The organism is Pseudomonas sp. R4-35-07 (assembly GCF_003852235.1).
Lineage (GTDB): Bacteria > Pseudomonadota > Gammaproteobacteria > Pseudomonadales > Pseudomonadaceae > Aquipseudomonas.
In genome coordinates, this window is record NZ_CP027732.1 from 1,075,528 (window position 1) to 1,099,396 (window position 23,869).

Below are 23,869 nucleotides of genomic sequence, written 5' to 3' on the forward strand. Positions count from 1 at the left end.
AGTGTCCCTGATCGCTTCAGACCACTTCCGCATCGTTGTCGGCCTCGGCAAGAGCGGCATGTCCCTGGTTCGCTTCCTGGCGAACCGGGGCACGTCGTTTGCCGTGGCCGACACGCGGGAAAATCCACCGGAGCTGGTCACGCTGCGCCGTGACTACCCGCACGTGGAAGTGCGTTGTGGCGAATTGGACGTCGAATTTCTGTGCCGCGCCGATGAGCTTTACGTGAGCCCCGGCCTGGCATTGGCCACACCGGCCCTGCAAGCAGCAGCGGCGCGTGGCGTGAAGCTGTCCGGCGATATCGACCTGTTTGCGCGTCACGCCAAGGCACCGATCGTGGCGATCAGTGGTTCCAACGCGAAAAGCACCGTGACCACCCTGGTCGGCGACATGGCGATGGCTGCCGGCAAGCGTGTGGCGGTGGGCGGCAACCTTGGGGTGCCGGCGCTGGACCTGCTCAGCGACGACGTCGAGTTGTACGTGATGGAATTGTCGAGCTTCCAGCTGGAAACCACCCACGACCTCGGTGCCGAAGTGGCTACTGTGTTGAACGTCAGCGAAGACCATATGGACCGCTACAGCGGCCTGCCGGCGTATCACCTGGCCAAGCATCGTATCTTCCGGGGCGCCAAGCAGTTTGTGGTCAACCGCCAGGATGCCTTGAGCCGTCCACTGATAGGCGAAGGCATGCCTTGCTGGACCTTCGGCCTGAGCAAGCCCGATTTCAAAGCCTTTGGCATTCGCGAAGAGAACGGCGAGAAATACCTGGCCTTCGAATTCCAGAACCTGATGCCGGTGCGCGAGTTGAAAATCCGTGGCGCCCATAACCAGTCCAACGCCCTGGCGGCCTTGGCGCTCGGCCACGCGGTAGGCCTGCCCTTCGACGCCATGCTCGCCAGCCTGCGCACCTTCGCCGGCCTTGAGCATCGCTGCCAGTGGGTGCGCGACCTCGACGGCGTCAGCTATTACAACGATTCCAAGGCCACCAACGTCGGCGCTGCCCTGGCGGCCATCGAAGGCCTGGGTGCCGATATCGACGGCAAACTGGTGCTGATCGCCGGTGGCGACGGCAAGGGCGCCGACTTCAAGGACCTTAAAGCGCCGGTCGCTGCGCATTGCCGCGCCGTGGTGCTGATGGGCCGTGATTCGGACCTGATCGCCGCAGCCCTGGGCGACGCGGTGCCGCAAGTGCGCGCTACCTCCCTGGACGACGCGATCGCCCAGTGCAAAGCCCTGGCCCAGCCGGGTGATGCGGTACTGCTGTCGCCAGCCTGCGCCAGTTTCGACATGTTCAAGAACTATGAAGAGCGCGGCCAGTTGTTCGCCCGCGCCGTGGAGGCTTTGGCATGAGCCTCAACCTGAAAAACATCATCAAACCGTACCCGTCGCCGATCATTACCGGGCGCGGCATCGACCTGGATTTCCCGATGCTCGCCGGTTGCCTGGCGCTGCTCGGCCTGGGCCTGGTGATGATCACCTCGGCGTCCTCCGAAGTGGCCGCCGTGCAGTCGGGCAACACCCTGTACATGATGATCCGTCACCTGGTGTACCTGGTGATCGGCCTGGGCGCATGCATCGTCACCATGATGATCCCGATCGCCACGTGGCAGCGCCTGGGTTGGCTGATGCTGATCGGGGCGTTCGGCTTGCTGGTGATGGTGATCCTGCCCGGCATCGGCCGCGAGGTGAACGGTTCGATGCGCTGGATCGGCTTCGGTGCCTTCAACGTGCAACCCTCGGAAATCGCCAAGGTGTTCGTGGTGATCTACCTGGCCGGCTACCTGGTGCGCCGTCAGAAAGAAGTGCGCGAAAGCTGGATGGGCTTTTTCAAGCCATTCATCGTGCTGCTGCCCATGGCCGGCCTGCTGCTGATGGAGCCCGACTTCGGCGCCACCGTGGTGATGATGGGCGCCGCCGCCGCGATGCTGTTCCTGGGCGGCGTCGGCCTGTTCCGCTTCACCTTGATGGTGGTGCTGGCGGTCGCGGCCGTGACGATTCTGGTGCAGGCGCAACCCTACCGGATGGCCCGTCTGATTACCTTTACCGACCCGTGGTCCGACCAGTTCGGTTCCGGCTACCAGTTGACCCAGGCGCTGATTGCCTTCGGTCGCGGCGAGTGGCTGGGCGTGGGCCTGGGCAACAGTGTGCAGAAGCAGTTCTACCTGCCCGAAGCGCATACCGACTTCGTGTTCTCGGTACTGGCCGAGGAACTGGGCGTGGTCGGTTCGCTGTGCACCGTCGCGCTGTTTGTGTTCGTGTGTGTACGCGGCATGTACATCGGCTTGTGGGCCGAAAAGGCCAAACAGTATTTCGCCGCCTATGTGGCGTACGGCTTGTCGTTCCTGTGGATCGGCCAGTTCCTGATCAATATCGGCGTGAACGTCGGGCTGCTGCCAACCAAGGGCCTGACCTTGCCGTTCCTCAGTTACGGCGGCAGTTCGTTGGTGATTTGCTGCGCCTGCCTTGGCTTGTTGTTGCGCATCGAGTGGGAGAGTCGTACTCACCTGGGCAGCGAAGAGATGGAGTTCAGCGAAAGCGACTTCGCCGAGGAGCCGACCCATGGGCGCTAACGTGCTGATCATGGCTGGCGGCACCGGGGGCCATGTGTTCCCGGCCCTGGCCTGCGCGCGCGAATTCCAGAACCGTGGCTACAGCGTGCACTGGTTGGGAACGCCGCGTGGCATCGAGAACGAGCTGGTGCCGAACGCCGGTTTGCCGCTGCACCTGATCAACGTCACGGGCTTGCGGGGCAAGGGCAAATTGTCGCTGCTCAAGGCGCCTTTCGTGTTGCTTAAGGCGGTATGGCAGGCACGCCGGGTTATCCGTGAGTTGCAGCCTGTGTGTGTGCTCGGCTTTGGCGGTTATGTGACCGGCCCCGGCGGCGTGGCGGCGAAACTCGCCGGTATCCCCGTGATCGTGCATGAACAGAACGCCGTCGCCGGTACCGCCAACCGTTTGCTGGTGCCATTGGCCGCGCGGGTGTGTGAAGCGTTCCCGAATACCTTCAGCGCGTCGAGCAAGCGCCGTACCACCGGCAACCCGGTGCGCACCGAGCTGTTCATGGACATCGCCCGCCAAGCGCTGGTCGGACGCAAGGCGCACCTGCTGATCCTCGGCGGAAGCCTGGGCGCCGAGCCGCTGAACAAATTGCTGCCGGAGGCGCTGGCGCAACTCCCTGTGGAATTGCGGCCTGAGATCTTCCACCAAGCCGGCAAGCAGCACGATGAAGTCACCGCCACGCGCTATCGCGAGGCCGGTGTCGAGGCGACTGTCCAGCCCTTCATCAAAGACATGGCCCACGCCTATGGCTGGGCCGACCTGGTGGTCTGTCGCGCTGGTGCGCTGACCGTCAGTGAACTGGCTGCCGCCGGTCTGCCGTCGTTGCTGGTGCCTCTGCCCCACGCAATCGACGATCACCAGACCCGCAACGCCGAATATTTGGCCGGGGAGGGCGCTGCCTTCCTGCTGCCGCAAAGAACGACTGGCGCCGCCGATTTGGCCGCACGCCTGACCGAGGTTTTGATGCAACCGGAACGACTCAACAGCATGGCGAGCACCGCAAGCCGCCTGGCCAAACCTGACGCAACCCGCACCGTGGTCGATATCTGCCTGGAGGTGGCCCATGGTTGAGAATCAGAAAGCCATGCCACAACCGGAAATGCGCCGCATCCGTCGCATCCACTTCGTCGGTATCGGCGGCGTGGGCATGTGCGGCATTGCCGAAGTATTGCTGAACCTGGGCTACCAGGTGTCCGGCTCTGACTTGAAAGAGTCGCCGGTCACCGAGCGCCTGAAGTCCTTTGGCGCGCAGATCTTCATCGGCCACCGCGCCGAGAACGCCGCCGAGGCGGATGTGCTGGTGGTGTCCAGCGCTGTGAACACGTCCAACCCGGAAGTGGCCACCGCCCTCGAGCGCCGCATCCCGGTGGTGCCGCGTGCCGAGATGCTCGCTGAGCTGATGCGCTACCGCCACGGCATCGCCGTCGCCGGTACCCACGGCAAGACCACCACCACCAGCCTGATCGCCTCGGTGTTCGCCGCCGGTGGCCTGGACCCGACCTTCGTCATCGGTGGCCGCCTGAATGCCGCCGGCACCAATGCCCAGCTCGGCACCAGCCGCTACCTGATCGCCGAAGCCGATGAAAGCGACGCGAGCTTCCTGCACCTGCAACCACTGGTCGCCGTCGTCACCAACATCGACGAAGACCACATGGCAACCTACGACGGCGACTTCAACAAATTGAAGAAAACCTTCGTCGACTTCCTGCACAACCTGCCGTTCTACGGGTTGGCCGTGGTGTGCCTGGACGATCCGGTGGTGCGCGAAATTCTGCCGCAGGTCAAGCGTCCTACCGTGACCTACGGCTTCAGCGAGGACGCCGACGTGCGCGCGATCAATGTGCGCCAGGAAGGCATGCAAACCTTCTTCACCGTGCTGCGCCCCGACCGCGAGCCGCTGGATGTGTCGGTCAACATGCCGGGCAACCACAACGTACTGAACTCCCTGGCAACCATCTGCATTGCTACCGATGAAGGTGTCAGCGATGAAGCCATCGTCGAAGGCCTGTCGCGCTTTGCCGGTGTCGGCCGGCGCTTCCAGGTCTACGGCCAGCTGCCGGTTGAAGGCGGTGAAGTGATGCTGGTGGACGACTACGGCCACCACCCGACCGAAGTCGCCGCCGTGATCAAGGCCGTGCGCGGTGGCTGGCCGGAGCGCCGCCTGGTGATGGTCTACCAGCCGCACCGCTACAGCCGCACCCGTGACCTGTACGACGACTTCGTCAATGTATTGGCCGATGCCAACGTGCTGTTGCTGATGGAGGTGTACCCGGCCGGTGAAGAACCGATTCCGGGCGCCGACAGCCGCAAACTGTGCAACAGCATCCGTCAGCGTGGGCAGTTGGACCCGATCTACATTGAGCGGGGCGTCGACCTGGCGCCGATCGTCAAGCCGCTGCTGCGCGCTGGCGACATCCTGCTGTGCCAGGGCGCCGGTGATATCGGTGGCCTTGCGCCTAAATTGCTGGCCAGTCCGCTGTTTACCGCCGCAAAGGGGAAGTCGAAATGATCACTGACTACGCCTCCCTGTTCTCCACTGTCGCGCCTGCCGACTTCGGCCGCGTTGCCGTGCTGTTCGGCGGCAAGAGCGCCGAGCGCGAAGTGTCGCTCAAATCCGGCAATGCCGTGCTTGAGGCGCTGCAAAGCGCCGGTGTGAACGCATTCGGCATCGACGTGGGCGATGATTTCCTCGCCCGCCTGCAGGCCGAAAAGATCGACCGTGCCTTCATCATTCTCCACGGCCGTGGCGGTGAAGACGGCAGCATGCAGGGCCTGCTCGAGTGCGCCGGCATCCCCTATACCGGCAGCGGCATCCTGGCGTCGGCGCTGGCGATGGACAAGCTGCGCACCAAGCAGGTGTGGCACAGCCTGGGCATTCCCACGCCGCGTCACGCCGTGTTGCGCAGCGAGGACGATTGTATTTGCGCAGCCAAGGAACTGGGCCTGCCTTTGATCGTCAAACCTGCCCATGAAGGCTCCAGTATCGGCATGGCCAAAGTGAACTCGGCCGCTGAATTGATCGACGCATGGAAAGCGGCAAGTACCTACGATTCGCAAGTGTTGGTGGAACAGTGGATCCAGGGTCCCGAGTACACCATCGCCACCCTGCGTGGCCAGGTATTGCCGCCTATCGCATTGGGCACGCCCCACACTTTTTACGATTACGACGCCAAGTACGTGGCCTCCGATACCCAGTACCGGATCCCATGCGGCCTTGACGCAACCAGGGAACAGCAATTGATGGACCTCACGGCGCAAGCCTGTGAGGCGCTGGGTATCGCCGGTTGGGGGCGGGCAGACGTGATGCAGGATGACCAAGGGAATTTCTGGTTCCTGGAAGTCAACACCGCACCCGGGATGACCGACCACAGCCTGGTCCCTATGGCCGCCCGTGCCGCCGGTCTGGATTTCCAGCAGTTGGTGCTGGCGATCCTGGCCGACAGCATTGAGCCAAGAGGCTAAGCACATGAAAGGCGTATCGCTTCGTCATCAGCCCCCACAAGCACCGAGCCGCAAGCCGGTGCCACGGGGTGCCAGCCGCATGGTGGCCAAAGAGCCGATGTCGGCGCGCCTGCCCAAAGCCAACTTTGGTTTCATCAAGGCGCTGTTCTGGCCGGTGTTGCTGGTGGTACTGGGCTTTGGCACCTACGAAGGGGCGCAGCGTCTGTTGCCGTATGCCGACCGGCCGATCACCAAGATCAGCGTGCAGGGCGACTTGAGCTATATCAGCCAGCAAGCGGTACAGCAGCGCATCAGCCCGTTCCTGGCGGCGAGCTTCTTTACCATTGACCTGGCCGGCATGCGCGCGGAGCTGGAACAGATGCCGTGGATCGCCCATGCCGAAGTCCGCCGCGTATGGCCGGACCAGGTAACGATCCGCCTGGAAGAACAGCTGCCCGTGGCCCGCTGGGGCGATGGTGCGCTGTTGAACAACCAGGGCCAGGCATTTGCGCCCCGTGAAGTAGCGAACTATGAGCACCTGCCGCAGCTGTTCGGGCCGCAGCGGGCGCAACAGCAAGTGATGCAGCAGTACCAGGCCTTGAGCCAGATGCTGCGGCCACTGGGCTTCTCCATCGCACGCCTGGAATTGCGTGAGCGGGGCAGCTGGTTTCTGACGACCGGGGCAGGCAGTTCCGGCCCGGGCATCGAGTTGTTGCTGGGACGCGACCGCTTGGTGGAAAAGATGCGCCGCTTTATTGCCATCTATGAAAAAACCTTGAAAGAACAGATTACGAACATTGCGAGCGTCGACCTGCGTTACGCCAACGGCCTGGCCGTCGGTTGGCGTGTACCGGTAGCGCCCACGGCAGCACAACCCGCTGTCGCGAAGAATTAAGAAGAGGCAGGACCCATGGCAAACGTGCAAAGCGGCAAAATGATCGTCGGTCTCGATATCGGCACCTCCAAGGTGGTGGCGCTGGTGGGCGAGGTCGGTGAAGACGGCACGATCGAAATCGTCGGTATTGGCACGCATCCGTCCCGGGGCCTGAAGAAGGGCGTGGTGGTGAACATCGAGTCCACCGTGCAATCGATCCAGCGCGCCATCGAAGAAGCGCAGCTGATGGCCGGTTGCCGGATCCACTCGGCGTTTGTCGGCGTGGCCGGCAACCATATCCGCAGCCTGAACTCCCACGGCATCGTGGCGATCCGCGACCGTGAAGTCAGTGCGGCCGACCTTGAGCGCGTCCTCGACGCCGCCCAGGCCGTGGCGATCCCGGCTGACCAGCGGGTGTTGCACACCTTGCCCCAGGACTACGTGATCGATAACCAGGAGGGCGTTCGCGAGCCACTGGGCATGTCGGGCGTGCGTCTGGAAGCCAAGGTCCACGTAGTGACCTGCGCCGTCAACGCCGCGCAGAACATTGAAAAATGTGTGCGTCGCTGCGGCCTCGAAATCGACGACATCATTCTCGAGCAGTTGGCTTCGGCCTACTCGGTGCTGACCGACGACGAAAAAGAACTGGGCGTGTGCCTGGTGGACATCGGCGGCGGCACCACCGATATCGCGATCTTCACCGAGGGTGCGATCCGTCACACCGCCGTGATCCCGATTGCCGGCGACCAGGTCACCAACGACATCGCCATGGCGTTGCGCACACCGACCCAGTACGCCGAAGAAATCAAGATCCGCTACGCCTGCGCCTTGGCCAAGCTGGCCGGTGCCGGTGAAACCATCAAGGTGCCCAGCGTCGGCGACCGTCCGCCGCGCGAGCTGTCGCGCCAGGCCCTGGCCGAAGTGGTCGAGCCGCGCTACGACGAGCTGTTCACCCTGATCCAGGCCGAATTGCGCCGCAGCGGCTACGAAGATCTGATCCCGGCCGGCATCGTGCTGACCGGTGGCACCTCGAAAATGGAAGGCGCGGTCGAACTGGCCGAAGAGATCTTCCACATGCCGGTGCGCCTGGGCGTGCCCCATGGCGTCAAAGGCCTCGGCGACGTGGTGCGCAACCCGATTTATTCCACCGGTGTGGGCTTGCTGTTGTACGGGCTGCAAAAGCAGACCGATGGCATTTCCCTGTCGGGCCCGAGCATCCGTGACAGCTACCGCAGCGATGACGAAGCGAAAGCGCCGTTGTTCGAGCGGCTGCAGGCTTGGGTAAAAGGCAATTTCTGAAGATTTACCGCTACACCGCAACACCCGTAATAAGCAGTAGGCGAAAAAACTAGAGAAAACGAAAGGAGAGGGAACATGTTTGAACTCGTAGACAACATCCCCGCTAGCCCGGTTATCAAAGTAATCGGTGTCGGCGGTGGCGGCGGCAACGCTGTCAACCATATGGTCAAGAGCAACATTGAAGGCGTTGAATTCATCTGCGCCAACACTGATGCCCAGGCGCTGAAAAGCATCGGCGCGCGGACCATCCTGCAATTGGGCACAGCCGTGACCAAGGGCCTCGGCGCTGGCGCCAATCCGGAAGTCGGCCGTCAAGCCGCCCTGGAAGACCGCGAGCGTATTGCCGAAGTGCTGCAAGGCACCAACATGGTGTTCATCACCACCGGCATGGGCGGCGGTACCGGTACCGGTGCAGCGCCGATCATTGCCGAAGTGGCCAAGGAAATGGGGATTCTGACCGTCGCTGTCGTGACGCGTCCGTTCCCGTTCGAAGGCCGCAAGCGCATGCAGATCGCCGACGAAGGCATCCGTCTGCTGTCTGAAAGCGTCGACTCGTTGATCACCATTCCCAACGAGAAACTGCTGACCATTCTGGGCAAGGACGCCAGCCTGCTGTCCGCGTTTGCCAAGGCTGACGATGTACTGGCCGGTGCCGTTCGCGGTATCTCCGACATCATCAAGCGCCCGGGCATGATCAACGTCGACTTTGCCGACGTACGGACTGTCATGAGCGAAATGGGCATGGCGATGATGGGCACTGGCTGCGCCAGCGGTCCTAACCGTGCACGCGAAGCCACCGAAGCGGCCATCCGCAACCCGCTGCTGGAAGATGTGAACCTGCAAGGCGCGCGCGGCATCCTGGTGAATATCACCGCAGGTCCAGACCTGTCCCTGGGTGAGTACTCCGACGTGGGTAGCATCATCGAAGCCTTCGCATCCGAGCACGCCATGGTCAAGGTCGGCACCGTTATCGACCCGGACATGCGCGACGAACTGCACGTGACCGTGGTTGCGACCGGCCTGGGCGCAAAAATCGAGAAGCCTGTAAAGGTCATCGACAATACCGTCCATACCAGCCACGCCAGCCAGCAAGCGGCCGCTCCAGCGCCTTCGCGCCAGGAACTGCCGTCGGTGAACTACCGTGACCTGGACCGTCCGACCGTGATGCGCAACCAGGCTCAGGCCGGTGCTGCGGCGTCCCGTAGCCCGAATCCGCAAGACGATCTGGACTACCTGGACATCCCGGCATTCCTGCGTCGTCAGGCCGATTAATGGAATGTATCAGGGCTATGAAGGTGATTGGTGTTCAGCAAAGGTCTGGTCTGCTATTATCGCCAGCCTTTGTTGATACCAGTTCGCAATTTGCGCTGAAGCGGTCCAAGCCATGATTAAACAACGCACCCTGAAGAATATTATTCGTGCCACAGGTGTAGGTCTGCACTCCGGGGAAAAGGTATACCTGACCCTCAAGCCTGCACCTGTCGACACCGGCATCGTGTTTGTGCGTGCCGACCTGGACCCTGTGGTGCAGATACCTGCTCGCGCGGAAAACGTTGGCGAAACCACTATGTCGACCACATTGGTCAACGGTGACGTCAAAGTGGACACGGTGGAGCACTTGCTCTCGGCCATGGCCGGTTTGGGCATCGATAACGCCTACGTCGAGCTCTCCGCGTCCGAAGTCCCGATCATGGATGGCAGCGCTGGACCCTTCGTATTCCTGATTCAATCTGCCGGCCTGGAAGAACAGGACGCAGCCAAGAAGTTCATTCGCATTCTGCGGGAAGTGACAGTAGAAGACGGCGACAAGCGCGCCACCTTCGTCCCGTTCGAAGGCTTTAAAGTGAGCTTTGAGATCGATTTCGATCACCCGGTGTTCCGTGACCGCACCCAAAGTGCAAGCGTGGATTTTTCCAGCACTTCGTTCGTAAAAGAAGTCAGCCGCGCCCGTACCTTTGGTTTCATGAGTGACATCGAGTACCTGCGCAAGCACAACCTCGCACTCGGCGGCAGCGTTGAAAACGCCATTGTGGTCGACGCGGATGGTGTACTGAACGAAGACGGCCTTCGCTATGAAGACGAATTCGTGAAGCACAAGATCCTCGATGCAATCGGTGACCTCTACCTGCTGGGCAATAGCCTGATAGGCGAGTTCAAAGGCTTCAAGTCGGGCCACGCCCTTAACAACCAGCTGCTGCGCAAGTTGATTGAGCAGACAGACGCTTGGGAAGTCGTGACCTTCGAAGATGCCAGCACCGCACCGATCTCTTACATGCGTCCCGTTGCGGCGGTGTAAGTAACAACTCTCTTCTTTAGTTTTAAAGGCTGCCTTCGGGTGGCCTTTTTTTATGCCCCGGCGTTGATCGTCCGATTGCGGCCACTGTGCTTGGCCTCATACAACGCCTGGTCGGCCCTGAGCAGCAAGTCCTCGAGGGACATACCGCTGCGCTTCTCCCAGGTACTCATGCCGATGCTCACGGTAATCGGCTGCTCGTCCCATGCCGGCCGTGGCAAGTGCTCAACACCACTGCGGATATGCTCGGCGATCACCCACGCGCCCTTGGCGTCGGTATCGGGCAGCACCACCGCGAATTCTTCACCGCCGTAACGTGCGGCAAGGTCGGCCGGGCGGCGGATATTGCTGTCGATCACCTGCGCCACCGTGCGCAGTGCGTCGTCCCCGCCCTGGTGGCCATGGCGATCATTGAAGGCCTTGAAGTGGTCCACGTCGATCATCAGCACCGTCAACGGCTCGGTTGAACGTTGCGCGCGGTCCCATTCCAGGCGCAGGCGTTCATCGAGAGTGCGGCGGTTGGCCAGGCCAGTGAGGGCATCGGTACCTGCCAGTTCTGACAGCACCTGCTCGGCCCGGTGACGCCGTCGCAGCTCCATGCACAGCGCCCAGGTCAGCCACAACAGGCCAATGCAGAGCACCCCCGTCGCGAGACTGACCAGCCACGCCGCTCGTCGCCATGGCGCGAACACTTCGTCGCTGGCCAACGCCACCGCGACGATCAGCGGCAAATCGCCCACGTTCGAGAAACTGTAGAGCCGAGGCAGCTGGTCGAGGCTGGAGACGCTGCGGAAAGTGCCGTCTCGCTCGCGCAGCATGCGCGCCACATTGGGCCGCTGGCTCAGGTCCTTGTTGATGATATCCGCTTCCAGCAACGGTTCTTGCGCCAGCAGGATGCCCTGGTGGTTGAGCAGGTTGATGGTGCTGTTGCTGCCGATATTCAGGCTGCTGAACAGTTGGTGGAAGTACGACAGACGCATGGAGGCGACAGCCACACCCAGGAAGCGCCCGTCCGACGACGAAACGCGGCGGCTGAATGCAATGCGCCACGGGTCATCGCATTCGCAGCGGGCCCTGAACGGGCGACTGATATACAGCCCGATGTCGGGATTGGTGCGATGAATCTGGAAATAGTCGCGGTCGGCGAAGTTGCCGGCCTTGGGCGTGAGCAGGGACGAGTCGGCAATCACCTCGCCGCTCGGGCCCAGCAACAGGATGTCGCCTTTGTACGGCGCTGTGGCGGAGCGGTCGAACAGCACCAGGTGCCGGATGCTCGCGGACACGCCCTGCAGGTCAGTGCGCTCGGTCGCGGCGATCAGGCCTTTGAGGGCCATGTCATAGAGCTCGACGTTGCGTAGCACATCGGCATCGATCAACTGGGTAATGGTAGTGGCGGTGCGCTTGGCGGTCTGCAAGGTGTTGGCGTGTTCGCGATTCAACAGTGCGATGACGATGCCTACGATCAGCAACACCGTGAGGGTGCTGCTCAGGATCAGCAGGCGTTCCGGGCGGCGGGTAGGGCGGGCAAGGCTTGAACTCATCGGGCGTACTTCTGCTCTGAGGATGCCTTTAGCGTAGTAGCAACTCTGGAAGATGGCGCAGAAGCAAAAAATGTGGGAGGGGGCTTGCTCCCGATGGCGGCGAATCAGTCAAAGTATTATTGACTGACACTCTGCCATCGGGAGCAAGCCCCCTCCCACATTGGATCTTCTTTGTCAGTGAGATCGTGGTTAGAACACGTTGATTGGGTAGTCGACGATCACGCGGTACTCATCCACATCCCGATCCACCGCCGAGTAGCCATTGCCGCCACGGTTGGTCGCCCATTGCAGGCGTACCGCCAGGTCCTTGGCCTTGCCGCCCTGCACCACGTATTTCAGGTCGATATCGCGCTCCCAGTGCCTGGCATTCTTGCCGTCGGCGCTGTACCAGCTGCTGTAGCCCCGGCTGTTCGGGTCTACCGTGGTCAGGTCGGTCTTGCCGCTGATATACGACACGGCGGATGTCAGGCCGGGCAGGCCGACACCGGTGAAGTCGTAGGCGTATTTGAGCTTCCACGAACGCTCGTTGGGGCCGTTGAAGTCCGAGTATTGCTGGGAGTTGTCCAGGTACACGCTGTCACCCTGGGTAATGTAGTCGAACGGCGTGTTGCCGTTGACCCGCTGGTAGGCGGCGGTAACGCTGTGGTTGCCCACGCCCAGGGTCATATGGAGGCTGTAGGTGTTGTTGTCGATAGCGCCCAGCAGTGCCTGGCCGGTGTCCTGGGTGTGGTAGTAATGCAGGCCGGGGGTCAGGCTGACCAGGTCGTTCAGTGCATAGGTGTACTCGAGGTCGTAGTAGTACTGGTGCCACACGTCCTTGAGTTCAGCGGCGTACAGGTTGCTGGTCAACCCGGGGATGCCGCTGAACGCTACACCGGCCCAGTTCAGGTGCTGGGCGTCGGCGTTGGCTGGCAATGCGCCGTAGCTGGTGCCGATGCGCCGGTGGCCGCTCTGGTTGTAGAGCTTGGTGAAGCTGGCCTGGCCGCCTTCGAACATCCAGCCGTCGAGGCTGTGGTTGGCCAGGCTCACGCCGCGAAACGTCTGCGGCAGCATGCGGGTCATGCCGCCGGCGATCACCGGGTTGTTGAGGAACAGGTCGCCGGCCTTCAACTCGGTATCGAACGCGCGCAGTTTCAAGGTGCCGCCAGCGGTGGAGAACGTGCCGGGCGCCTTGCCGTTGCCGCTGCCGTACGGAAGGATGCTGGAACCGTCGGTGCCACCGCCGCCGTCGAGTTTGAGGCCGAGCATGGCATTGAGGTCCAGGCCGACGCCTACGGTGCCTTGGGTGTAGCCGGAGGTGAAGGTACCGATAAAGCCCTGGCCCCATTCCTTGCTGTCATCGGTGTGAATGTCGCGACGGTCGCGATTCATGTAGTAGTTGCGGGTGTCGATCGTGAGGTGCGAACCCTCGACGAAACCCTCGGTGGGCGTGGCGTCTGCCCCGTGGGCAAGGGGAGTGATCGTTGCTGCGATGGCGAGGAATAACGGGGTGAACGTCAGCGAGTTCTTCACCGGTGGAGCTCCTTTGGTCAATCATGAACGGCCAATGTCGTGGGGTGTGCCTGGCCTTTTTTACGGCAAAAAAAAGCCGCTGAAGTCAGCGGCTTTAAGACAGATTCCCAGTGTAGAGCCCTGGAAATAAGTCGAGGGAAATTCGGGTGAGGCTGGCTGCTTTTGCCGTCGCGCTCATCGATGCGTCAAAGTAACGCAGGCGAGCGGTGCGATACAGAGTGTAACAAGATAATGACTGTTGCCCAAACCGCAACAGTTGGCTGGCGGTGGTTCCCATTGTGGGAGGGGGCTTGCTCCCGATAGCGGTGGGTCAGCTGGCTCATTTGTAGCTGAGCCGCCGCCATCGGGGGCAAGCCCCCTCCCACATTTATCGAGTGTTCAGGCTGGCAGAGTAATGCCGAAGGTATTGCCATTGGCGTCGCTGCGCACAAACACATCCCCTCCATGCATCAACGCAATCGCCTTGACGATAGCCAGCCCCAACCCGTGATTGGCCCCGCTGTTGCTGCGCGACGCATCCACCCGATAGAAACGTTCGAACAGTCGAGGCAGGTGCTCGCTGGCAATCACCGCGCCTGGGTTGGTCACGCCGATCGTTACCTGATGCTCCAGCACATCGATGTTCACGTCGATGACCTGCCCAGGCGCGGTGTGCTGCACCGCATTGCTCAACAGGTTGATCAGTGCGCGGCGCAGATGGGCTTTTTCGATATGCACCTGGGCGTCGCCCTGTACCCGCACCTGAACCTGGGCATCTTCGAAGATGAAGTCCAAGTAGTCGAGGGTGGTGGCGACTTCATCGGCCAGGGAGCTTTCAATCAGCTTGGTGGCCTTGCTGCCCTGGTCGGCACTGGCGAGGAACAGCATGTCGTTGATGATCGAGCGCAGCCGTTCCAGCTCTTCCAGGTTCGATTGCAGCACCTCGAAATAATGCTCGGCCGAACGCCCGCGCGTCAGCGCGACCTGGGTCTGGCCGATCAGGTTGGTCAGCGGCGAGCGCAGTTCATGGGCCACGTCGGCATTGAAGGATTCGAGGCGCGAGTAGGCGAGTTCGACGCGGTCGAGGGTGGCGTTGAACGAGTTGACGAACTGGCTCAGTTCCGGCGGCAGCGGTGACAGTTGCAGGCGCCCGGAGAGTTTGGGCGGCGCGAGTTTCTGTGCTTCGTCCGAGAGTTTTTCCAGTGGCTTGAGGCCGATGCGCGACACCCAGAAGCCCAGCAACGAGGCCATCACCACGCCGACCAGCGCCAGGCTGATCAGTGCTACCAGCAGATGATGCTGGGTGGCGCGGAAATTCTCGGTGTCGATGGCGATCATGAAGCGCAGCGGTGGGCGTTGATCCTTGGCGGCAAACTGGCTCACCAGCACCTTGAACGGGTAATCGTGGCCGGGCAGGTGCAGGTCCCGTTTACCGGTCGGGCCCTGGGCAAAGGCGCGAATCTGCGCATCCGGTTCACCGTATTCGTAACTTGGGTCGCTGCTGACCACCCAAAAGCGAATGCGCTTGTCTTCCTCCCCCAGCAGCTTGAGCTTGGCCTTGATCTTGACCCAATGCTCCGGCGTGCCGAAGCGGTTCACCGAGGATTCGAGCACGCTGTAGCGCGCATCCAGCTCGGCCCCCGGCAACAGTCCCAGGCCGCGATCCACTTGCTGGTACAGCGCGCCGCCGATCAGCACGAAGATCAGCAGCGCCACCAGGGTGAACATGCCGCTCAGGCGCAGGGCGATGGAGTTAGTCGGCACTGCGGTTCTCCAGCACGTAGCCCATGCCACGAATGGTGTGCAGCAGCTTGTGCTCGAACGGCCCATCGAGTTTGGCGCGCAGACGCTTGATCGCCACTTCGACCACGTTGGCGTCGCTGTCGAAATTGATGTCCCAGACCATCTCGGCGATCGCCGTCTTTGACAGGATTTCACCTTGGCGTCGCGCCAATACGCTGAGCAACGAGAACTCCTTGGCGGTCAGGTCCAGGCGCACACCGTTGCGACTGGCCTTGCGGCTGATCAGGTCGATCCACAGATCGGCGACCGTCACCTGCACCGGCTCATGGCCGCCACTGCGGCGGGTCAACGCCTGCAGGCGCGCCACCAGTTCCAGGAACGAAAACGGCTTGCCCAGGTAGTCGTCGGCGCCTTCGCGCAGGCCACGGATGCGGTCTTCCACGCGCTCGCGGGCGGTGAGCATGATCACCGGTGTCTGTTTGCGTGCGCGTAAAGCACGCAATACGCCAAACCCGTCGAGCGCCGGCAGCATCACGTCGAGCACGATCACCGCGTAGTCGTTCTCCAGCGCCAGGTGCAACCCCTCGACGCCCTCGCGCGCCACGTCGACGGTGTAGCCTTGCTCCGTCAGGCCACGGTACAGGTAGTCCGCGGTTTTTTCTTCATCTTCAATAATCAGGACGCGCATCAGCCATTTGTTCCAGGGCGGGGCCTTGGCCTCAGTGTGTGGTCGCCAGCGCGAGCGCTGGTTTGGGCCTGTGGAAAAATCGTTCAAGGTACAAGTATATGACCGGCGTGGTGAACAGCGTCAGCGCCTGGCTCACCAGCAAGCCGCCGACCACGGCGATGCCCAGAGGCTGGCGCAGCTCCGCGCCAGGGCCTGAGCCGAGCATCAACGGCACCGCGCCAAGCAGGGCGGCGAGGGTGGTCATGATGATCGGCCGGAACCGCGTGACGCAGGCTTCGTAGATCGCGTCCTCAGGCGCCAGGCCGCGTACGCGCTGGGCCTCCAGGGCGAAGTCGATCATCAGGATGCCATTTTTCTTGACGATGCCGATCAGCAGCACCAGGCCGATCAAGGCCATGATCGAAAAGTCCTGGCCCAGCAGCCACAGCATGATCAACGCGCCCAGGCCCGCCGAGGGCAAGGTGGAAATGATCGTCAGCGGGTGCACGAAACTCTCGTACAGCACGCCCAGGATAATGTAGACCGCGACCAGTGCCGCGAGGATCAGCCACGGCTGGCTGGCCAGCGAGCTCTGGAAGGCCTGGGCCGCGCCCTGGAAATTACCGATGATCGTACTGGGCATGCCGATGTCATTCTTGGCCTGGTTGAGCATGATCACCGCATCCCCCAGTGCCACGCCGGGGGCCAGGTTGAACGACAGGTTGGCGGCCGGGAACATGCCGTCATGGCTGATGGACAACGGCCCCACGCTCGGTGGGTCGACCCTGGCCAGCGCCGACAGTGGCACCATCTCGTTGGTCAGCGGCGAGCGCAGGTAAAAATAGTTCAGGCTCTCGGCCTTGCCGCGCTGTTGGCGGTCCAGCTCCAGCACCACCTGGTACTGGTTGATCTCGGTCTGGTATTCGTTGATCTGGCGCTGGCCGAACGCGTCGTACAGCGCCTGGTCGACGTCGGTGGCGGTCAGGCCAAAACGCGCCGCGGCCTGGCGGTCGATGGTGATGTGGGTGATGCTGCCGCCCAATTGCAGGTCGTTGGACAGGTCCCGAAAGGCCGGGTTGCTGCGCAGTTTTTCGGTGAGGCGCTGGGTCCAGGTGTTCAAGGTCGGGCCGTCGTTGCTCTTGAGTACGTATTGGTACTGGGCGCGGCTGGGGCCGGAGCTCAAGTTGATATCCTGGCCGGCGCGCAGGTACAGGACGATGCCCGGCACCTTCGCCAGTTGCGGGCGGATGCGGTCGATGAACTGGCTGGCCGACACATCGCGATCACCCCGGTCTTTCAAGGCGATCCAGAAGCGCCCGTTGGCGATGGTCTGGTTGCTGCCGGTCACACCCACCGAGTGGGAGAAAGCTTGTACCGCCGGGTCGGCCTGGACGATGTCGGCCAGTGCCTTGTGCTTGGCGACCATGTCCGGGTACGACACATCGGCTGCCGCCTCGCTGGTGCCCAGCACGAAACCGGTGTCCTGCACCGGGAAGAAGCCCTTGGGGATAAACACATAGCCGACCACGGCCAGGGCCAGGGTGACCACGAAGATCGCCGCCATGCTGCGTTGATGGGCCAGGGCTCGCCGCAGGTTGCGCGCATAACCGGCCAGCAGGCGCTCGCTGAAGGTGGGGTTGGCATGGGCGTGATGGGTTGGCGCACGCATGAACAGTGCGGCGAGGGTGGGCGCCAGGGTCAGCGAAACCACCACCGAAATCAGGATGGTGGAGGTGGCCGTCAGCGCAAATTCCTTGAACAGCCGCCCGACCACGCCGCCCATGAACAGCAGTGGAATAAACGCCGCCACCAGCGAGAAGCTGATGGACACCACGGTAAAGCCGATTTCGCCGGAGCCTTTGATCGCGGCTTCGCGCTTGCCCAGGCCGGCCTCCAGGTGACGGTGAATGTTTTCCACCACCACGATCGCATCGTCCACCACAAAGCCCACGGCAATCACGATGGCGACCAGGGTCAGGTTGTTCAAGCTGAAGCCCATCACATACATCAGCGCGAAACTGGCCACCAGCGACACACCGAGCACGGCAGACACAATCAACGTCGCCGACAGTTGGCGCAGGAACAGCGCCATCACCGCCACCACCAGCAGGATGGCGATCAGCAGGGTCATTTCCACTTCATGCAACGAGGCGCGGATGGTCTTGGTGCGGTCGGTCAGTACACTGACCTGCACCGAGGCCGGCAGCATGGCTTCCAGGCGCGGCAGCGCTTGCTGGATGCGGTCGACCGTGTCGACGATATTCGCCCCCGGCTGGCGCGAAATCACCAGGTTGACCCCCGGCGTATCGCCGGACCAGGCCTGCACGTAGGCGTTTTCCGAACCGTTGACGACTTTGGCGATATCGCGCAACTGCACGGGTGCGCCGTTCTTGTAGGACACAATCAACTGGCCGTAGTCGTCGGGGTGAAACAGTTGATCGTTGGTCGACAGGGTCGACACGCTGTTGGCCCCGTATATCGCGCCTTTGGCCAGGTTCAGGCTCGATTGCTGGATGGCCAGGCGGATGTCCGCTAGCGTCAAGCCGACCGCCGCGAGTTTGTCGGGGGAGGCCTGCACGCGAATCGCCGGGCGCTGCTGGCCGGTGATGTTGATCTGGCCGACACCGTCGATCTGGCTGATCTGACGCGCCAGCAGGGTTTCCACGTAGTCGCTCAGTTCCGTGCTCGGCATGCTCGCGGAGCTGACGCTGAGGATCAGCACCGGGCTGTCGGCCGGGTTGACCTTCTTCCAGGTCGGCAGGCTCGGCATATCGCTGGGTAACTTGCCGGAGGCGGTATTGATCGCGGCCTGCACTTCCTGGGCGGCGGTGTCGATGCTTTTGTCCAGAGTGAATTGCAGGGTCAAGAGGCTTGAGCCCAAGGCGCTGCTGGAGGTCATCTGGGTCATGCCGGGGATGGCGCTGAATTGCACCTCGAGCGGCGTCGCCACCGATGAGGCCATCGTGTCCGGGCTGGCGCCGGGCAATTGCGCGGTGACCTGGATCGTCGGAAACTCCGCTTCCGGCAGTGGCGCAACGGCCAGCCGCGGGAAGGCAATGATCCCCAGCAGCACCAAGGCAAAGGTCAGCAGCAGGGTGGCGACCGGGTGATCGACGCACCAGGCCGAAGGCGAGCGGCTGCCGCTCATGGCTGCACCTTGGCGTCGACGGTCTGGATCACCTGCGGCGGTTCCTTGAGCACTTGCACCTGGGCGCCGGCCTTGAGCCGCGACTGACCATCGCTGACCAGCACATCCCCGGCCTGCACGCCCTTGATGATATTCAGCTCACTGTTCTGGTAGGTGACCTGCACGGGCACCACCTCCACCTGCTCACCGTTGAGCCGGTACACGAAATGTGAGTCCAGGCCACGCTGCACCACCGTCGGCGGCACCACCAGGGCATTCCTGTCGACGGCGGTCTGGATCTTGATGGTCACCAGTTGCCCCGGCCACAGCTTCTGCGTGCCGTTCGGGAACTCGGCCTTGGCGCGCAGGGTGCCGGTGGTGGAACTGATCTGGTTGTCAATCAGGCTCAAGTGGCCTTCCCCCAGCAGGTCGCCGGTCTGGCCGTCGGTATCGGCCCCCAGGTAGGCATCGACGCTGGCTTTTTGCGGGGCGGCGATCAGGCCTTGCAAGGTCGGCAACATCTGCTGCGGCAGGGAAAACTCAACCGCGATCGGGTCGATCTGGGTGACCGAGAACAACCCTTGGGTATCGCTCATGCGCAGGAAGTTGCCTTCATCCACCGTGCGAATGCCAACGCGACCACTGACGGGGGAACGAATCTGGGTGTAGGAAAGTTGTACTTGAGCCGAATCAATCGCCGCCTGGTTGCCCTGCACGGTGGCCTTGAGCTGGTTCACCAGAGCGTGTTGCTGGTCGTAGGTCTGCTTCGACACGCCGTCGTCGATACTCAGTTCCTTGTAGCGCTTGAGGTTGACCTGCGCCACTTGCAGCTGCGCCTGGCTTTCCCCCAGCTGGGCCTTGGCCTGGTCGAGGCTGGCGCGGATCGAGCGGTCATCGATGGTCGCCAGCAGGTCGCCGGCCTTTACCTGTTGGCCTTCCTTGACCAGCAAGCGGGTGAGGATGCCGTCGATCTGCGGGCGGATCACCACGCTGTGCAACGACAACACCGTGCCAATGCCGCTGACGAACCGCGGGACATCCTGTTGCGCCACGCTCACCACGCGCACGGGAATAGCGCTGGGTGCCGCCAGCCGGGCCTTGGCGGGCCGAGTCAAAGTCCAGGCTGCCAGCGCCAGGACCAGAAGGGCGCCCACCAGCAGGGCCGTGTTTCGTTTTATGGGCATAGGAGGAACGCCAAAAGCGCAGTTGCAAGTTTCAAGCTGCGAGCTGCAAGTTTATGTGAATGCCTTATAACCCCGTAAGCCGGTCAGCACGATGACTGCAAACTGACAGCCGTGACAGCTGAGCGATTTTAACTTGCGGCTTGAAGCTTACCGCTGAAAGCTCCGGCCCCGTATACTCACGCCTTTACACACATTGCTGCGCCGGAGCCCTTATGACTTCCCCGATCCAACCCCCCGTTGAAGCGGTCGACCTCGTCGATTCGGTCGATGCCGACGGCGTTGAAAAAGCCGAAATCCCGGCGTTCAAGTTCCCTTTCAACCCGGGTGAACTGGCTGGGGCCAAGCAGGCCGCCCAGCCCTGGTACAAAGGTGGCGCGAAGAATGGCCATACCAAAACGCCGGGCATGGCGCCGCCGGGTACGCGTCGTTCGATGGGTAAACGTTGAGAGTAATGCGCATATTCGCCGTATAGGCAGTTGCCTACAACTCGCGTCGATATTTCTTATTGTAGGTCCGCGACCGTTTCTTGAAAGCTTGCGCAGCATCGCCTTGCCCTGATCATTTGTATCGGGACATGGCGACGCAGCTCTCTCCGGAAAAGGACGTTTCCCGTGGCTTTGATACATTTCTGTGTGGCGCTTGCCCTCCTGTTATCGGTGGAGGCCATGGCCGCCGCCGAGCCGCCGCGACGCGAAATCCGCTTCGCTGTCGCGGCGCATTTTCCCCCCTTTCAAAGCCGTAATGCGCAAGGGCAATTGGTGGGGCTCAATATCGAATTGGGTAACGCCCTGTGCGTGCAGCTCAATGTGCATTGCACGTGGGTCGACCAGATCGTCATGGAAAACTTCCCCGCCCTCGATGCCCGGCAATTTGACGCGATCATGGGGATGGCACCGACCTTGAGTCGACAGCAGAGAGTCAACTTCAGCGATGACCTCTACCCGATCACCACCTGGCTGGTGGCCCGCAGAAACTCGGGCTTGAGCCCGCACAAGCGGTTACTCAAGGGCAAGCGGGTCGGAGTGTTGGTCAGGAGCAATCGCGAAGCCTTTGCCCGGTCGCAGTGGGCGCCGGCTGGCGTGATCATCGAGAGCTACTGGCTCAACGACCAACTGGTGCGCAGCCTGGTTGCGGGCGAGATCGATGCGACGCTGCAGGGCGCCGTGGAAATCCGAGAGGCCTTGCTCGACACGCCTGAAGGCATGGATTTCGATTTCATGGGCCCGCCGGTATCGTCTGACCTGTTGGGCAACAGTGTCGCGATTGCACTGCGCAAAACCGATACCGTGTTGCGTACCGAACTCAACCATGCCCTTGAGCAACTCAAGCAGAACGGCGAGTACCAGCGCATCCTCCAACCCTATCGCCTCGACACCGCGCCCGTGAACCCGTCGAGCCTCAAGCCGCCCGCAACGGGATAAACGCGTAATTGGCCGGCACTTCGGTAGCAATCTGCGCACCGGCATCCAGCAGTTGTTCGGCAATCTCCATCCCGGAGACGTGAAACACCCACTCGTTGGCCGTGATCGGCTGGTCAGTTGCCAACGCAATGGCTTGGGCAAACGCATTCATATCCGGCAAATACGCCGTGAACCCGTCGCCCTTGAGCGCGGTGGTACGAATCCCCAGCAAGGCACACACGGCCTCCTTGGTTTGCACGTCGTCACGGTCGGCCTGGCGTGAACGGCGGATCAGTTCAGCCAGTTCAGCATCCATCAATGCCCCGCCCACGATCAACGCCGGCCCCTGTTCCCAGGATTCCGGCGGGCAATCCTTGGCGCTCGGGTTCAGCGGGATGTGCGGATTGATCTCCATCGGATAGATCCGGCACACCAGCGGACGTCGTTCGTAGATGCCGCAGCGATTGTCTTCGTCAAGATTCCGACAGCGCCCGGCGTTGTAGGCCGCAAAGGTGATCGCCACGAATGCCTGGGTATTGCCGCTGGGCACCACCACTGAACGGCGTTCGGCATGTTCACGCTGCTGCTGGGGCAAACCCAGGCCGCTGGCGAGAAAACCTTCTACCAGAACAATGACATTGCCACCGTCCGCCGCCCACTGCCGGGCTTCGTCGAGGGTCAGGGGTACGTGGTGATCGGAGCAGCATTTGCCACAACCTACGCAGGAAAAGTGAGTATTCATGGCGGATCTGTCACCAGGCAGGGTCAGAGGGCAAGCTTGGGCGGTGACGGGTTTTTACCTCTATCCACCGCTTGGGCTCTTTGGAAGCAAGTTATGCGCCAGTGAACGTCAGTCCTCAGGAACCACGTCGCGCAGGACAAACCGCATGCCTGCACTTTCATACAGCTGCCGCGCGCGCAGATTGCTCTCCAGCACCTTGAGGTCCACATAGGGTTCGCCGCGCTGCTTGAAAACGTGGAAGGCATGCAGCAGCAACGCTCGGCCAAGCCCCTGGCCCTGGGCGCAGGGGTGTATCGAGAGGTTCTTGATAAAGGCACTGGTCCAGCATTGCGCCACGCCGAGAATGCCCTCGGCGTTACTGGCTACCAGGCACAACGTGGGGTCGAACTCGGCATCGTCAACGAATTGCCGGCGCCATTGCTCAAGGCCCGCGACACGGCCACCGCCCTGATCCTGGGTCATGCGCAATACCGCGTGAATCGCCGGGGCCAGTTCATCGCGATAGTGATCCAGCTGGGTATTGGCCGGCCACTGCGGCGCCGGCAGGCTGCCGGTCAGGTCGCGTCGCAGCAACTGGAAATACTCAGCCAAGGCTTACAAACCCTTTTGCGCCACGGTTTGCGCAGCCACCACCAGGCACTTGGTCAGCTCGGGGGAGGAAAACTTGGTCAGCACCGCATCGGCGCCGGCCAGGCGCGCTTTTTCACTGTTCATCGCGCTGTCCAGGGAGGTGTGCAACAGTACGTAGAGCTGCTGGAAGTCCGGAGTTTCGCGCAGCGTGCGGGTGAGGGCATAACCGTCCATCTCGGACATTTCGATGTCCGACACCACCACATTGATTTGCTCGCCCGTACCTTGCAGCTCCAGCAGCACATCGATGGCCTCCTTGGCGCTGCGCGCGGTGTGACACGTCAGCCCGAGGTTGCGCAGCGTATGCACCGATTGCTGCAGCGCCACTTGGCTGTCGTCCACCACCAGGATGCGTGCATGGCCGAGGACTTCGGCTTCTTCCATGGTCAGGTCGGTTGGCGCGGCTTCTATCGGCGCCGGGGCGATGCCATGGATGACTTTCTCGATATCCAGCACCTGCACCAGGCCGCCTTCCACCTGGGTCACCCCGGTGATAAACGCGCGATTGCCGCCGGAGCCATAGGGCGGTGGGCGGATATCGGTGGTCAGGCAATGCACGATCTTGCTCACCGCCTGCACGTGCAAGCCCTGCTTGGAACGGCTGACATCGGTAACGATCAGGCAGCCGCCGTTCGGGTCCTGCAACGGCATCTCGCCCAGGGCGCGGCTCAAGTCGATCACCGCCAACGAGTTACCGCGCAACGTGGCAATGCCTTTGACGTGAGGGTGCGACTCCGGCAGTTTGGTCAGCGGAGGGCAGGGGATGATTTCGCTGACTTTCAGCAGGTTGATCGCCATCAGCTTGCCGCTGCGCAAGGTAAAGAGCAGAAGCGAAAGTGAGTCTGCGCGGGCTTTGGTGGTGGGCATAAAAACCTTCTGT

General features: G+C 62.1%; 20 protein-coding genes. 11 read left to right on the forward strand and 9 right to left on the reverse strand.

Annotation, left to right across the window (positions count from 1 at the left end; genetic code table 11):
• Window position 1 precedes the first annotated feature (1 nt).
• The 9 genes from murD to lpxC all read left to right on the forward strand — a co-directional run bounded on the left by murD (window position 2) and on the right by lpxC (window position 10,467).
• Window positions 2-1,348, forward strand: a complete 1,347-nt coding sequence (gene murD / locus C4J89_RS04820; RefSeq protein WP_124413881.1) for a UDP-N-acetylmuramoyl-L-alanine--D-glutamate ligase — start codon at window positions 2-4, stop codon at window positions 1,346-1,348.
• The gene (gene ftsW, locus C4J89_RS04825) at window positions 1,345-2,568 is read left to right on the forward strand and encodes a putative lipid II flippase FtsW (protein ID WP_065885825.1); all 1,224 of its coding nucleotides are present in this window, start codon (window positions 1,345-1,347) and stop codon (window positions 2,566-2,568) included. Before murD ends, ftsW begins: the two co-directional genes overlap by 4 nt.
• Window positions 2,558-3,628, forward strand: a complete 1,071-nt coding sequence (murG, locus tag C4J89_RS04830; RefSeq protein ID WP_124413882.1) for an undecaprenyldiphospho-muramoylpentapeptide beta-N-acetylglucosaminyltransferase — start codon at window positions 2,558-2,560, stop codon at window positions 3,626-3,628. The genes ftsW and murG overlap by 11 nt, the downstream gene beginning before the upstream one ends.
• Complete coding sequence (gene murC / locus C4J89_RS04835) at window positions 3,621-5,066, forward strand: UDP-N-acetylmuramate--L-alanine ligase (RefSeq protein ID WP_124361360.1); 1,446 nt, start codon at window positions 3,621-3,623, stop codon at window positions 5,064-5,066. Before murG ends, murC begins: the two co-directional genes overlap by 8 nt.
• Window positions 5,063-6,019: a D-alanine--D-alanine ligase gene (locus C4J89_RS04840; protein WP_124413883.1), complete on the forward strand. Its 957-nt coding sequence runs from the start codon at window positions 5,063-5,065 to the stop codon at window positions 6,017-6,019. Before murC ends, C4J89_RS04840 begins: the two co-directional genes overlap by 4 nt.
• A gap of 4 nt (window positions 6,020-6,023) precedes the next feature.
• Window positions 6,024-6,893, forward strand: a complete 870-nt coding sequence (locus tag C4J89_RS04845) for a cell division protein FtsQ/DivIB (RefSeq protein WP_124413884.1) — start codon at window positions 6,024-6,026, stop codon at window positions 6,891-6,893.
• A gap of 15 nt (window positions 6,894-6,908) precedes the next feature.
• Window positions 6,909-8,171: a cell division protein FtsA gene (gene ftsA / locus C4J89_RS04850; RefSeq protein ID WP_057724626.1), complete on the forward strand. Its 1,263-nt coding sequence runs from the start codon at window positions 6,909-6,911 to the stop codon at window positions 8,169-8,171.
• A 75-nt stretch (window positions 8,172-8,246) separates the two neighbouring features.
• On the forward strand, window positions 8,247-9,443 hold the full coding sequence (gene ftsZ, locus C4J89_RS04855; RefSeq protein WP_003216225.1) for a cell division protein FtsZ: 1,197 nt from the start codon (window positions 8,247-8,249) through the stop codon (window positions 9,441-9,443).
• A 112-nt stretch (window positions 9,444-9,555) separates the two neighbouring features.
• Window positions 9,556-10,467: a UDP-3-O-acyl-N-acetylglucosamine deacetylase gene (gene lpxC, locus C4J89_RS04860; protein WP_003171886.1), complete on the forward strand. Its 912-nt coding sequence runs from the start codon at window positions 9,556-9,558 to the stop codon at window positions 10,465-10,467.
• Between the two features lie 50 nt (window positions 10,468-10,517).
• Here the strand turns inward: lpxC and C4J89_RS04865 are convergent, their stop codons facing one another.
• The 6 genes from C4J89_RS04865 to C4J89_RS04890 all read right to left on the reverse strand — a co-directional run bounded on the left by C4J89_RS04865 (window position 10,518) and on the right by C4J89_RS04890 (window position 20,217).
• Window positions 10,518-12,005: a sensor domain-containing diguanylate cyclase gene (locus C4J89_RS04865; RefSeq protein WP_124413885.1), complete on the reverse strand. Its 1,488-nt coding sequence runs from the start codon at window positions 12,003-12,005 to the stop codon at window positions 10,518-10,520.
• Window positions 12,006-12,194: 189 nt separating this feature from the next.
• Complete coding sequence (locus C4J89_RS04870; RefSeq protein ID WP_124413886.1) at window positions 12,195-13,517, reverse strand: OprD family porin; 1,323 nt, start codon at window positions 13,515-13,517, stop codon at window positions 12,195-12,197.
• Between the two features lie 378 nt (window positions 13,518-13,895).
• Window positions 13,896-15,260: a heavy metal sensor histidine kinase gene (locus tag C4J89_RS04875; protein ID WP_124413887.1), complete on the reverse strand. Its 1,365-nt coding sequence runs from the start codon at window positions 15,258-15,260 to the stop codon at window positions 13,896-13,898.
• Entirely contained in the window at window positions 15,250-15,927 is a 678-nt protein-coding gene (locus C4J89_RS04880) for a heavy metal response regulator transcription factor (protein ID WP_124413888.1), read from the reverse strand. Before C4J89_RS04880 ends, C4J89_RS04875 begins: the two co-directional genes overlap by 11 nt.
• Window positions 15,928-15,958: 31 nt before the next feature.
• On the reverse strand, window positions 15,959-19,054 hold the full coding sequence (locus C4J89_RS04885) for a multidrug efflux RND transporter permease subunit (RefSeq protein ID WP_124413889.1): 3,096 nt from the start codon (window positions 19,052-19,054) through the stop codon (window positions 15,959-15,961).
• Window positions 19,051-20,217: an efflux RND transporter periplasmic adaptor subunit gene (locus C4J89_RS04890; protein ID WP_124413890.1), complete on the reverse strand. Its 1,167-nt coding sequence runs from the start codon at window positions 20,215-20,217 to the stop codon at window positions 19,051-19,053. The genes C4J89_RS04885 and C4J89_RS04890 overlap by 4 nt, the downstream gene beginning before the upstream one ends.
• Before the next feature lie 212 nt (window positions 20,218-20,429).
• Between C4J89_RS04890 and C4J89_RS04895 the strand changes: the two genes are divergently transcribed.
• Both C4J89_RS04895 and C4J89_RS04900 read left to right on the forward strand, forming a co-directional pair.
• Window positions 20,430-20,663, forward strand: coding sequence for a hypothetical protein (locus C4J89_RS04895; protein ID WP_124361369.1), 234 nt, complete (start codon window positions 20,430-20,432; stop codon window positions 20,661-20,663).
• A gap of 165 nt (window positions 20,664-20,828) precedes the next feature.
• Entirely contained in the window at window positions 20,829-21,638 is an 810-nt protein-coding gene (locus tag C4J89_RS04900; RefSeq protein WP_124413891.1) for a transporter substrate-binding domain-containing protein, read from the forward strand.
• Here C4J89_RS04900 and C4J89_RS04905 read toward each other — a convergent pair.
• The 3 genes from C4J89_RS04905 to C4J89_RS04915 all read right to left on the reverse strand — a co-directional run bounded on the left by C4J89_RS04905 (window position 21,616) and on the right by C4J89_RS04915 (window position 23,856).
• On the reverse strand, window positions 21,616-22,359 hold the full coding sequence (locus C4J89_RS04905) for a YkgJ family cysteine cluster protein (protein WP_124406313.1): 744 nt from the start codon (window positions 22,357-22,359) through the stop codon (window positions 21,616-21,618). The two genes, C4J89_RS04900 and C4J89_RS04905, sit on opposite strands and share 23 nt — an antisense overlap.
• Window positions 22,360-22,467: 108 nt before the next feature.
• Complete coding sequence (locus C4J89_RS04910; protein ID WP_124413892.1) at window positions 22,468-22,950, reverse strand: N-acetyltransferase; 483 nt, start codon at window positions 22,948-22,950, stop codon at window positions 22,468-22,470.
• A 3-nt stretch (window positions 22,951-22,953) separates the two neighbouring features.
• Window positions 22,954-23,856, reverse strand: coding sequence for a chemotaxis protein CheV (locus tag C4J89_RS04915; protein WP_124369699.1), 903 nt, complete (start codon window positions 23,854-23,856; stop codon window positions 22,954-22,956).
• Window positions 23,857-23,869: the final 13 nt, after the last annotated feature.

Coding starts and splice junctions, on each gene's coding strand:
- ftsW (WP_065885825.1), top strand. CDS start 1,345: ATGAGCCTCAACCTGAAAAACATCATCAAACCGTACCCGTCGCCGATC.
- murG (WP_124413882.1), top strand. CDS start 2,558: ATGGGCGCTAACGTGCTGATCATGGCTGGCGGCACCGGGGGCCATGTG.
- murC (WP_124361360.1), top strand. CDS start 3,621: ATGGTTGAGAATCAGAAAGCCATGCCACAACCGGAAATGCGCCGCATC.
- C4J89_RS04840 (WP_124413883.1), top strand. CDS start 5,063: ATGATCACTGACTACGCCTCCCTGTTCTCCACTGTCGCGCCTGCCGAC.
- C4J89_RS04845 (WP_124413884.1), top strand. CDS start 6,024: ATGAAAGGCGTATCGCTTCGTCATCAGCCCCCACAAGCACCGAGCCGC.
- ftsA (WP_057724626.1), top strand. CDS start 6,909: ATGGCAAACGTGCAAAGCGGCAAAATGATCGTCGGTCTCGATATCGGC.
- ftsZ (WP_003216225.1), top strand. CDS start 8,247: ATGTTTGAACTCGTAGACAACATCCCCGCTAGCCCGGTTATCAAAGTA.
- lpxC (WP_003171886.1), top strand. CDS start 9,556: ATGATTAAACAACGCACCCTGAAGAATATTATTCGTGCCACAGGTGTA.
- C4J89_RS04865 (WP_124413885.1), bottom strand. CDS start 12,005: ATGAGTTCAAGCCTTGCCCGCCCTACCCGCCGCCCGGAACGCCTGCTG.
- C4J89_RS04880 (WP_124413888.1), bottom strand. CDS start 15,927: ATGCGCGTCCTGATTATTGAAGATGAAGAAAAAACCGCGGACTACCTG.
- C4J89_RS04885 (WP_124413889.1), bottom strand. CDS start 19,054: ATGAGCGGCAGCCGCTCGCCTTCGGCCTGGTGCGTCGATCACCCGGTC.
- C4J89_RS04890 (WP_124413890.1), bottom strand. CDS start 20,217: ATGCCCATAAAACGAAACACGGCCCTGCTGGTGGGCGCCCTTCTGGTC.
- C4J89_RS04895 (WP_124361369.1), top strand. CDS start 20,430: ATGACTTCCCCGATCCAACCCCCCGTTGAAGCGGTCGACCTCGTCGAT.
- C4J89_RS04905 (WP_124406313.1), bottom strand. CDS start 22,359: ATGAATACTCACTTTTCCTGCGTAGGTTGTGGCAAATGCTGCTCCGAT.
- C4J89_RS04915 (WP_124369699.1), bottom strand. CDS start 23,856: ATGCCCACCACCAAAGCCCGCGCAGACTCACTTTCGCTTCTGCTCTTT.